Genomic DNA, 10,121 nt, shown 5'->3' on the forward strand with positions numbered 1-10,121 from the left:
CCGAGGCGCCGAAGCAGGAGGCCCCCGCGGCTCCCGCCCCGGCACCGGCCGCCCCCGCCGCCCCGGCTCCGGCTCCGGTCCAGGCCCCGTCGGCTCCGGCCGCCCCGGCCCCGGCTCCGGCGCAGCCCGCCCCCGTCACCCCGGCACCGGCCGCCCCGGCCGCGCCCTCCGGTGACGACGGCGCGTACGTCACGCCGCTGGTCCGCAAGCTCGCGTCCGAGAACAACGTGGACCTGAGCTCGGTCAAGGGCACCGGCGTCGGTGGCCGTATCCGCAAGCAGGACGTCGTCGCCGCCGCGGAGGCCGCCAAGGCCGCCGCCGCTGCCCCGGCTCCCGCCGCTCCGGCCGCCGCCAAGGCGCCGAAGCTGGAGGCCTCCCCGCTGCGCGGTCAGACGGTCAAGATGACCCGGATGCGCAAGGTCATCGGCGACAACATGATGAAGGCCCTGCACTCGCAGGCCCAGCTGACCTCGGTCCTCGAGGTCGACATCACCAAGCTGATGAAGCTGCGCAACCAGGCCAAGGCCGCGTTCGCCGCCCGTGAGGGCGTCAAGCTGTCCCCGATGCCGTTCTTCGTGAAGGCGGCGGCCCAGGCGCTGAAGGCCCACCCGGTCATCAACGCCCGGATCAACGAGGACGAGGGCACCATCACGTACTTCGACTCGGAGAACATCGGCATCGCCGTGGACGCCGAGAAGGGTCTGATGACCCCGGTCATCAAGGGTGCGGGCGACCTGAACATCGCCGGTATCGCCAAGAAGACCGCGGAGCTCGCGGGCAAGGCGCGCGGTGGCGGCCTGACGCCGGACGACATGTCCGGTGCCACCTTCACCATCAGCAACACCGGTTCGCGCGGCGCCCTGTTCGACACCGTCATCGTCCCGCCGAACCAGGCCGCCATCCTGGGCATCGGCGCGACGGTCCGCCGTCCGGTGGTCATCGACCACCCGGACCTCGGCGAGACCATCGCGGTGCGCGACATGACGTACCTCTCGCTCTCCTACGACCACCGTCTGGTGGACGGCGCGGACGCCGCCCGCTACCTGACGTCGGTCAAGGCGATCCTGGAGGCGGGTGAGTTCGAGGTCGAGCTCGGCCTCTGAACATCCCGGCTGTAACCAGCCTCACCAGCGGCGCCCCCGTCCGGAACTCTTCCGGACGGGGGCGCCGCCGTATTGTCTAAACACCACCGGCCGCCCGTACGGCCGTGATGATGTAGGCAGCACCGGTCTGCCCTGAAGGAGCCCTCCATGACCCCGCCCGTCGTCCACTCGCTGCGCGAACAGATCCGCGAGCACATCGTGGAGGGGATCGTCAGCGGGCGCTGGAAGCCGGGCGAGCGGATCGTGGAGCGCCGCATCGCCACCGAGCTGGAGGTCAGCCAGACGCCCGTGCGCGAGGCGCTGCGGGAGCTGGAGACGCTCCGGCTGATCGAGTCGGCCCCCAACAAGGGCGTCCGGGTCCGCAATCTGACCGCCGCCGACCTGGAGGAGAGCTACCCGGTCCGGGCCGGCCTGGAGCAGATCGCGGCCGAGCTGGCGGCCCCCCGGCTCGGCCAGGACTGCTCGGCGCTGGAGCCGCACGTGACCGCGCTGTACGAGGCGGACCGGCTGGCCGACGGCGAGGCCCAGGTGCGGCACACGGTCGGCTTCCACCGGGAGATGGTGCGGGCCGCCGGGAACGCGGTGCTGCTGCACACCTGGGAGGGTCTCGGCATCGAGGTGTTCACGGCCCTGTCGATCCGCTGGCTGGGCACGGTGCAGAAGTCGTACGCGGAGGAGCACCAGGCGCTCATCGACGCGTTCCTCGCCGAGGACCCGCAGATCGGGGCCCTGGTGAAGGCGCACGTCCTGGGCTGCGCGCCGCGAGCCTGAACCACCGGATCATTTGGCGTGCGGCCTGCTCTTCCGTGCAGGTCAGCGCCCTTTTGCGCGCTATTTCGCGTCACTCCGTGCCCTGTTTCGAGGCACCCCATGCCACTTTTCTTCGTATCGAGAAGTTTTGCCTTCCATCCTTTGATCGATCATCGATCAGCGCCTTACAGTTCACTCGCGGGCCCACCGGCCCCATCGCTCTGTCCTGCCAGATAGAGCCTTCTCCACCCCCCTCCTCTCCGGAAGGCGGCGATCATGACCGACCCCGTAGGAAAGCTTCCGAGCGAGCTCGACCAGCTCCCGGACCGTGACCCCGAGGAGACCGCCGAATGGGCGGCCTCCCTGGACGCCGTCACCAAGGCTGCCGGCCCGCACCGCGCCGCGTACCTGATGCGCCGCTCGTTGCAGCACGCCGAGGGCGCCGGTCTCGCGCTGCCCAAGCTGCTGGAGACCGATTACGTCAACACCATCCCGACCGCCGCCGAGCCCGCGTTCGACGGCGACCTGGAGATGGAGTCGAGGATCACCGCGTGGAACCGCTGGAACGCGGCCGCGATGGTGACCCGGGGCTCGCGGTTCGGGGTCGGCGGCCACATCGCCACCTTCGCCTCGGCGGCCTGGCTCTACGAGACCGGCTTCAACCACTTCTTCCGCGGCAAGGAGGGGGACGGCTCCGGCGACCAGCTCTACATCCAGGGCCACGCCTCCCCCGGCATCTACGCCCGCGCCTTCCTCGACGGGCGGCTCACCGAGCAGCACCTCGACAACTTCCGCCAGGAGTCCGGTGGCGAGGGCCTGCCCTCCTACCCGCACCCGCGGCGGCTGCCCTGGCTGTGGGAGTTCCCCACCGTGTCGATGGGCCTCGGCCCGCTCTCGGCCATCTACCAGGCGCGCTTCAACCGCTATCTGGCCAACCGCAACATCAAGGACACCGCCAACTCGCACGTCTGGGCCTTCCTGGGCGACGGCGAGATGGACGAGCCCGAGTCGACCGCCGCCCTGGCGCTGGCGGCCCGTGAGCAGCTCGACAACCTGACCTTCGTCATCAACTGCAACCTCCAGCGCCTCGACGGCCCGGTCCGCGCGAACTTCCGCGTGGTCCAGGAGCTGGAGGCGCAGTTCCGCGGGGCCGGCTGGAACGTCGTCAAGACGCTCTGGGGCAACGCCTGGGACGAGCTGTTCCAGCTGGACACCCAGGGTGCGCTGCTGCGCCGCCTGCGCGAGGTCCCGGACGCGCAGTTCCAGACGTACGCCACCCGCGACGTCGCCTACATCCGCGAGCACTTCTTCGGCACCGAGCCCGCCCTCGTCGAGCTGGCGAAGCTGCTCACCGACGCGAAGATCGCCGAGTGTTTCTACACCTCGCGCGGCGGCCACGAGGCCCGCAAGGTCTACGCGGCGTACAAGGCGGCGGTCGAGCACAAGGGCGCGCCGACCGTGATCCTGGCCCAGACGGTCAAGGGCTACACGCTCGGCAAGGGCTTCGAGTCCAAGAACGCCAACCACCAGATGAAGAAGCTGTCGATCGACGAGTTCAAGGGCATGCGCGAGCTGCTCGGCCTCCCGATCCCCGACAGCGCCTTCCAGGACGGCCTGGTCCCCTACGGCCACCCCGGCGCCGACTCCCCCGAGGTCCGCTACCTCCAGGAGCGCCGCGCCGCGCTCGGCGGCCCCGCTCCCGCTCGCCGGCTGCACGCCTCGGCGCCGCTGCCGCAGCCCGAGGAGCGCGCGTTCAAGGCCCTGTACAAGGGGTCCGGCAAGCAGGAGATGGCCACCACCATGGCGTTCGTCCGCCTGGTGAAGGACCTGATGCGGGACAAGGAGACCGGCAAGCGCTGGGTGCCGATCGTCCCGGACGAGGCCCGTACCTTCGGTATGGAGTCGCTGTTCCCCTCGGCCGGTATCTACTCGCCGCTGGGCCAGACGTACGACCCGGTCGACCGCGACCAGCTGATGTACTACAAGGAGGCCAAGGACGGCCAGATCCTCAACGAGGGGATCACCGAGGCCGGCGCCATGGCCGACTTCATCGCCGCCGCCACGTCGTACGCGACGCACGGCGAGACGATGATCCCGTTCTACATCTTCTACTCGATGTTCGGCTGGCAGCGGACCGGCGACCAGATGTGGCAGCTCGCCGACCAGCTCGGCAAGGGCTTCATCGTCGGCGCCACCGCCGGTCGTACGACCCTGACGGGCGAGGGCCTCCAGCACGCGGACGGGCACTCGCACCTGATCGCGGCCACCAACCCGGCCTCGCTCAACTACGACCCGGCGTTCGCGTACGAGGTGGCGGTGATCGTCAAGGACGGTCTGCGCCGGATGTACGGCCAGGCCGCCCCCGGTGAGGACTCGGACGTCTTCTACTACCTGACGGTCTACAACGAGCCGAAGCCCCAGCCCGCGATGCCCGAGGGCGTCGAGGAGGGCATCGTCAAGGGCCTGTACCGCTTCAAGGAGGGCACGCCCACGACGGCGGACGCGCCGCGCCTCCAGCTGCTGGCCTCCGGTACGGCGATCCACTGGGCCCTGGAGGCCCAGGAGTTGCTGGCCGCCGACTGGGGCGTCACGGCCGACGTCTGGTCCGCCACCTCGTGGGGCGAGCTGCGCCGCGACGCGCTGGCGGCGGACGAGGCGCTGCTCCGCGGTGAGGTGCGGGTCCCGTACGTGACGCAGGCGCTCTCCGGCGCGCCGGGCCCGGTGCTCGCGGTCAGCGACTGGATGCGCCAGGTCCCGGACCAGATCAGCCAGTGGGTGGAGCAGGACTGGTCCTCGCTCGGCACGGACGGCTTCGGCCTCTCCGACACCCGCGACGCGGCCCGCCGCCACTTCGGCGTCGACGCCCAGTCGATCGTGGTGGCCTCGCTGGCCCAGCTCGCCAAGCGCGGCGAGGTCCCGGCCTCGGCGGTCAAGGAGGCCCGGGAGCGGTACGGGATCTGATCCCCGCTCCCGTAGCACCCAGCCGAACCCCCGGTCACCGGGCGGGCGCGTCCGACAGCGCGCCTGCCCGGCAACCGGGGGTTTCACCGTGGGAAAGGGAGCCCTGCCGCCACAATGGGCGCATGCGTGCTGCCCGGCTGATCAAGATGGTGCTGCTCCTCCAGGCCCGCCCCGCGATGACCGCCGCCGAGCTGGCGGCCGAGCTGGAGGTGTCGGAGCGGACGGTCACCCGGGACGCGCAGGCCCTGTCCGACGCGGGCGTCCCGGTGTACGCGGAGCGCGGCCGGGCCGGCGGCTACCGGCTCGTCGGCGGCTACCGCACCCGGCTGACCGGTCTCGCCCGGGACGAGGCGGAGGCGCTGTTCCTCTCCGGGCTGCCCGCCGCACTGCGCGAGATGGGCCTGGAGGACGCGGCGTCGGCCGCCCGGCTCAAGGTGTCGGCGGCGCTCATGCCGTCCCTGCGCGACGCCTCGTCCTCCGCCGCCCGCCGCTTCCACCTGGACGCGCCCTCCTGGTACCACGAGCCGGAGACCCCCGAGCTGCTGCCCGCGATCGCCGACGCGGTCTGGGACGACCGGCTGCTACGGGTCCGCTACCGCCGGGGCGGGGGCCGCGACCACGCCGGTACGGAGGTGGCGCGGGAGCTCGCTCCGTACGGTCTCGTCCTCAAGGCCGGGGTCTGGTACCTCTGCGCCCGGGCGGGCGAGGACTTCCGGGTCTACCGGATCGACCGCTTCATCGCCGTGGAGGCGGCCGACGAGCGCTTCGAGCGGGACGATGGCTTCGATCTGCCCGGGTTCTGGGCGGAGCGGGCCGCCGGGTTCGCCCGGTCCCTGCTGCGTACGGAGGTGACCGTACGGGTGTCCGAGCGCGGTGGGCGGATGCTCGCGTACGCCGGTGACCGGGCGGCGGCCGCGGCGGCGCTCGCGGAGGCCTCGGAACCGGACCCGGACGGGTGGCGGACGCTGACGCTGCCGGTGGAATCCCTGGATGTGGCGTACGGCCAGCTGCTGGCGCTGGGACCCGAGTTGGAGGTGGTGGCGCCCGAGGAGCTGCGGGCACGGTTCACCGAAGCGGCCGAACGCCTGCGCGAGTTGTATCGCTGAAAGGCTTCAATTCGGCGTCTGCGCGTGCGGGAGCCCCCGCCAGGCTGGATGCTGGACCCGTGATGGACGAAACGGAATTCTGGGAGATCATCGACAGCACCCGCGAGGCCGCCGACGGCGACCCCGAGGACCATGCCGACCTGCTGGTGGAACGGCTGACGCAGCTCGATCCCGATTCCGTGCTGGACTTCGCCCGGCACTTCGAGGCCCGCTACAACCGCGCCTACGCCTGGGATCTGTGGGGCGCCGCGGCCGTGTTGCTGGGCGGGGCGAGCGACGACGCGTTCGACTGGTTCCGCTGCTGGCTGATCGGCCAGGGCCGGGAGGTCTTCGAGGGGGCGCTGCACGATCCGGACGCCCTGGCGGAGCTGCTGGACGACTTCGACGAGGAGATCGACGGGGACGGCGAGGAGCTGGGGTACGCGGCCGACGAGGCGTACGAGCAGCTCACCGGGGTGGTCGCACCGGACCTGGGGCTGCCGCCGCAGCCCGCCGAGCCGCTGGGCTCCCCGGTCGACTTCGAGGACGAGGAGGCGCTCGCCGCACGCTTCCCCGACCTGTGGGACCGCTTCGGGCCGAAGTGATGCCCGGCGCTCAGGCGGGGCCGTCGGGGCCGAGCGAGCGGCCCATGCAGACGTCGTCCACGTACCGCCCGTTCAGGAAGAACTCCCCGGGCAGCACCCCTTCGACGGCGAAGCCCTCGGAGGCGTAGAGCGCGCGGGCGGGGGTGTTGTGGCCGAGCACCCGCAGCGTGATCCGGTTGGCGCCCTGGCGACGGGCCTCGGCGAACGCGGCCCGCAGCAGGGCCCGCCCGGCTCCGCCCCCACGTGCCCAGTTCGCCACGGCGAGGCCGCGTATCTGCCGCACATGGGCGTTGGCGGCGAGCGGGGTGGGCGGGACGAGGCGGATGTACCCGGCGATGCCCGCCTGACCCTCCGCCGTCTCGGCCTCCACCACGAGGAAGTCCTCCGGCCCGTGCCCCTCGCCGAAGAAGGGCTCGTACGGAGGGACCGGCCTCGGCAGGACCGCGTGCAGCGTCGACCAGGTGGACCGGTCGAGTTCGGCGAGCGCGTCGTCGTCGGCGAGCACGGCGGGGCGGACGGGGCGGAGTACGGGGGCGGCCATGGGCCCACTGTGTCATGGGGTGTTCCCGGTGTTCGAGGCGTTTGATGGGGCAGGATGGGCCCATGCCGAGCTCCCGTATCGCCGTCAGCGGATCGTCCGGACTCATCGGAGCGGCGCTGGTGCGCTCGCTGCGCGCCGACGGGCACGAGGTGGCCCGCCTGGTGCGCCGGCCCGCCAGAACCGGCGACGAGGTCGAGTGGGACCCCCAGCGGGGTTACGTGGACGTGGCCGGCCTCGTCGGCTGCGACGCGATCGTGCATCTGGCCGGGGCGGGGGTGGGCGACCACCGCTGGACCGAGGCGTACAAGCGGGAGATCCGGGACAGCCGGGTCCTGGGGACGGCCGCCGTCGCCGAGGCCGTCGCCTCGCTCGACACCCCGCCCCGGGTCCTGCTCTCCGGGTCCGCCATCGGCTTCTACGGCGACACCGGGGACTCCCCGGTGGACGAGGACGCGCCGCCCGGGGACGGGTTCCTCCCCTCGGTCTGCGAGGAGTGGGAGGCGGCCACCGCCGCGGCCGAGGAGGCGGGGGTGCGCACGGTGCACGCCCGGACGGGGCTGGTCGTCGGCCGCGAGGGCGGCGCGTGGGGCCGGCTCTTCCCGCTGTTCAAGGCGGGTCTGGGCGGGAAGCTGGGGAACGGCCGCCAGTACTGGAGCTTCATCGCCCTGCACGACCATGTCGCGGCGCTGCGCCACATCCTGGACACGGAGTCGCTGACCGGCCCGGTGAACCTGACCGGACCGAGGCCGGTCACCAACGCCGAGGTGACCGCCGCGATGGGCCGGGTGCTGCGCCGCCCGACACTGTTCCCGGCACCGGCGCCCGCGCTGAAGCTGGTGCTCGGGGAGTTCGCGGAGGACGTGCTGGGCAGCCAGCGGGTGATCCCGGCGAAGCTGCTGGACTCCGGCTTCTCGTTCGCTTTCCCCGACATCGACGGGGCGATCCGCGCGGCGCTGCGCTGAGGGGGGGGCGGGGCGGGCGGTGGGCCTCAGGCCGGGCGGGGCGGGTCGCCGGGCGGGGCGGGTCGCCGGGCGGGGCGAGTCGTGTGCGTGGCCGGACCGCGCGGGCGGGCGGACCCCGATTGCGAGCGGCCGGGACCGTGGTGCGCGTACGTACCCCGGACCGTGGTGCGCGTGCCCGGGCCGCGTGTGCGACCCCGTGCCCCGGTGCTCCCCGGCGCGCGTCTGACCCAGTATCAGCCATCCTCCTAGCCTCGATGCGAACTCCGGCATTCCGGGGGCCTGTTGGGGGCAAGAGCCCCCCACCAGTCGCACCGACTCGGGGAGGGGCACGTGCGCAGCACGGCACATCACGCAGACGTGATCATCATCGGGGCCGGAATAGCCGGCCTGTCAGCGGCCCACCTGCTGACCGGGGCGGGGCTCGGCGTCAGTGTTCTGGAGGCCGCGCCCCGGGTGGGCGGCCGGCTCGCCACCGACGCGGTGGACGGGTTCCGGCTCGACCGCTTCGGTCCGCTGCTCTGCACTTCCTGGCCCGAGCTGACCGGGACCCCGGGGCTCGGCGCCCCGGAGCTGCGGGAGTTCGCACCGGGGGTCCTGGTCCACAGTGAGGGCCGCCGCCATCTCACCGGCGACATACGGAGCGCGAGGGGCGCACTCAAAGCGGCACGCACCCGATCGAGCGCCCCCTGGGCCCATCGCGCCCCGCGCACGCCCCGCGCTCTCCGGGCTTCCGCGGCCTCTGCGACTTCCACGGCTTCCGGGGCCGCCGGTTCGGCGCAGGGCGCATACGGGCAGGAGCTCACCGCTCCGGCGCGCGGCGGAGGCCGGAGCGGCGTGGTGACCGGGGCGATCGACCGGGCCCGGCTGGGTGCGGCGCTGCACCGGCTGGCTCTCACGCCGGAGGCGCGGCTGCTGGCCCGCCCGGAGCGAACGGCCGCCGAGGCCCTGGCCGGGGTCGGACTGCCCGGCCGTACGGTGGACGGCATCCTGCGCCCGCTGCTGGCCGCGCTGCTCAGCGACCCCGCGCTCACCACGTCGAGCCGGTCGGCGGATCTGGCGCTGCGGGACTACGCGCGGGGCGGCCTCTGCGTCCCGGCGGGCGGCTCGGCGGCGCTGCCGGAGCTGCTGGCGGCCGCGCTGCCGCCGGGCACGGTCCGGACCGGGGTGCATGTGACGGCGGCGGACATCACCTCCGTACGCACCAAGGAGCACGGCGAACTGGGGTGCCGCTCCCTGCTGCTGGCGACCGGAGCGGGGGCCGCGGCCGAGCTGCTGCCCGGGCTGCGGGTGCCGTCCTTCCGCCCGGTGACGGTGCTTCACCACACCGCGCCCGCCCCGCCGCCGACGGGCAGGTCGCTGGTGCTGGACGGCGACCGGTCAGGCCCGGTGGCGTACACCTCGGTGATGAGCGAGGTCGACCCCTCGCGCGCGCCGGAGGGCCGGACGCTGATCACCTCGACGGTGCTGGGGACGCCGCCGCCGGACCTGGACCGCTCGGTGCGGGCGCATCTGGCGGCGCTGTACGGCGTACCGACGGACGGCTGGGAGCTGCTGGCGGCCCATCACGACCCGGAGGCGGTACCCGCGATGGAACCCCCGCACGACCCGCGCCGCCCGGTACGGGTGCTGGCCGGCCTGTACGTGTGCGGCGACCACCGCGACACGAGCACGGTCCAGGGCGCCCTGCACTCGGGCCGCCGGGCGGCCGAAGCGATCCTGGCCGACCTGGGCGTCCGGGGAACGTACGAGGGGGTCCTGCCCCGGGCCGCGTGAGGCCGGGGCCCGGGGGCTCCGAGGAGGCGTGGCCCCCGGGGCCGGAGTCGGCGCGGGGCCAGGGCCGCGTGAGGCCGGGCCCCGCGGGCTCACCCGAGGGGGCGTGGCCCCCGTGCCGGAGGCGGCACAGCCCGAGGCCGGGGTAGGCGCGGATCCAGGATCCGGGGTCGGCGCGGGACCAGGGCCCCGGGCCGCGTGAAGCCGGGCCCGTGAAGCCAGTCCCGCGCCGCCCGGGGCCCGCGGCTCAACCGTACGGGGCCGTGGCCCCCCGGACCGGAGGCGGCACGGGCCGGGGCCGGAGTCGGCGCGGGACCAGCGCCCCGGGCCGCGTGAGGCCGGGC

General features: G+C 73.5%; 8 protein-coding genes. 7 read left to right on the forward strand and 1 reads right to left on the reverse strand.

Annotated features, from left to right (window positions below):
- From sucB to A3Q37_RS34975, 5 genes are all read left to right on the forward strand, one after another.
- On the forward strand, window positions 1–1,103 hold a 1,103-nt coding region (sucB, locus tag A3Q37_RS34955; protein WP_065491222.1), incomplete at its 5' end, for a 2-oxoglutarate dehydrogenase, E2 component, dihydrolipoamide succinyltransferase.
- 147 nt (window positions 1,104–1,250) lie between these two features.
- Window positions 1,251–1,874 (forward strand): GntR family transcriptional regulator, encoded by a 624-nt coding sequence (locus A3Q37_RS34960; protein ID WP_065491224.1) that lies wholly within the window; start codon window positions 1,251–1,253, stop codon window positions 1,872–1,874.
- Window positions 1,875–2,129: 255 nt separating this feature from the next.
- Window positions 2,130–4,814, forward strand: coding sequence for a pyruvate dehydrogenase (acetyl-transferring), homodimeric type (aceE, locus tag A3Q37_RS34965; RefSeq protein ID WP_065491228.1), 2,685 nt, complete (start codon window positions 2,130–2,132; stop codon window positions 4,812–4,814).
- A 122-nt stretch (window positions 4,815–4,936) separates the two neighbouring features.
- Window positions 4,937–5,920, forward strand: coding sequence for a YafY family protein (locus tag A3Q37_RS34970; RefSeq protein WP_065491230.1), 984 nt, complete (start codon window positions 4,937–4,939; stop codon window positions 5,918–5,920).
- Between the two features lie 62 nt (window positions 5,921–5,982).
- On the forward strand, window positions 5,983–6,504 hold the full coding sequence (locus A3Q37_RS34975; protein ID WP_065491232.1) for a DUF4240 domain-containing protein: 522 nt from the start codon (window positions 5,983–5,985) through the stop codon (window positions 6,502–6,504).
- Between the two features lie 10 nt (window positions 6,505–6,514).
- Here the strand turns inward: A3Q37_RS34975 and A3Q37_RS34980 are convergent, their stop codons facing one another.
- On the reverse strand, window positions 6,515–7,045 hold the full coding sequence (locus A3Q37_RS34980) for a GNAT family N-acetyltransferase (RefSeq protein ID WP_065491236.1): 531 nt from the start codon (window positions 7,043–7,045) through the stop codon (window positions 6,515–6,517).
- A gap of 62 nt (window positions 7,046–7,107) precedes the next feature.
- Between A3Q37_RS34980 and A3Q37_RS34985 the strand changes: the two genes are divergently transcribed.
- Window positions 7,108–8,007, forward strand: coding sequence for a TIGR01777 family oxidoreductase (locus A3Q37_RS34985; RefSeq protein WP_065491238.1), 900 nt, complete (start codon window positions 7,108–7,110; stop codon window positions 8,005–8,007).
- A gap of 330 nt (window positions 8,008–8,337) precedes the next feature.
- Window positions 8,338–9,780 carry an FAD-dependent oxidoreductase gene (locus A3Q37_RS34990; RefSeq protein WP_065491240.1) on the forward strand — a complete coding sequence of 481 codons (1,443 nt, stop codon included), beginning with the start codon at window positions 8,338–8,340 and terminating at the stop codon, window positions 9,778–9,780.
- The last annotated feature ends 341 nt before the right edge of the window (window positions 9,781–10,121 follow it).

The organism is Streptomyces sp. PTY087I2, from assembly GCF_001687325.1.
Classification (GTDB): Bacteria; Actinomycetota; Actinomycetes; order Streptomycetales; family Streptomycetaceae; genus Streptomyces.

Excerpts from the sequence above, each read along its gene's own strand:
- A3Q37_RS34980 (WP_065491236.1), bottom strand. The coding sequence starts at position 7,045 with ATGGCCGCCCCCGTACTCCGCCCCGTCCGCCCCGCCGTGCTCGCCGAC.
- A3Q37_RS34985 (WP_065491238.1), top strand. The coding sequence starts at position 7,108 with ATGCCGAGCTCCCGTATCGCCGTCAGCGGATCGTCCGGACTCATCGGA.
- A3Q37_RS34975 (WP_065491232.1), top strand. The coding sequence starts at position 5,983 with ATGGACGAAACGGAATTCTGGGAGATCATCGACAGCACCCGCGAGGCC.
- aceE (WP_065491228.1), top strand. The coding sequence starts at position 2,130 with ATGACCGACCCCGTAGGAAAGCTTCCGAGCGAGCTCGACCAGCTCCCG.
- A3Q37_RS34960 (WP_065491224.1), top strand. The coding sequence starts at position 1,251 with ATGACCCCGCCCGTCGTCCACTCGCTGCGCGAACAGATCCGCGAGCAC.
- A3Q37_RS34970 (WP_065491230.1), top strand. The coding sequence starts at position 4,937 with ATGCGTGCTGCCCGGCTGATCAAGATGGTGCTGCTCCTCCAGGCCCGC.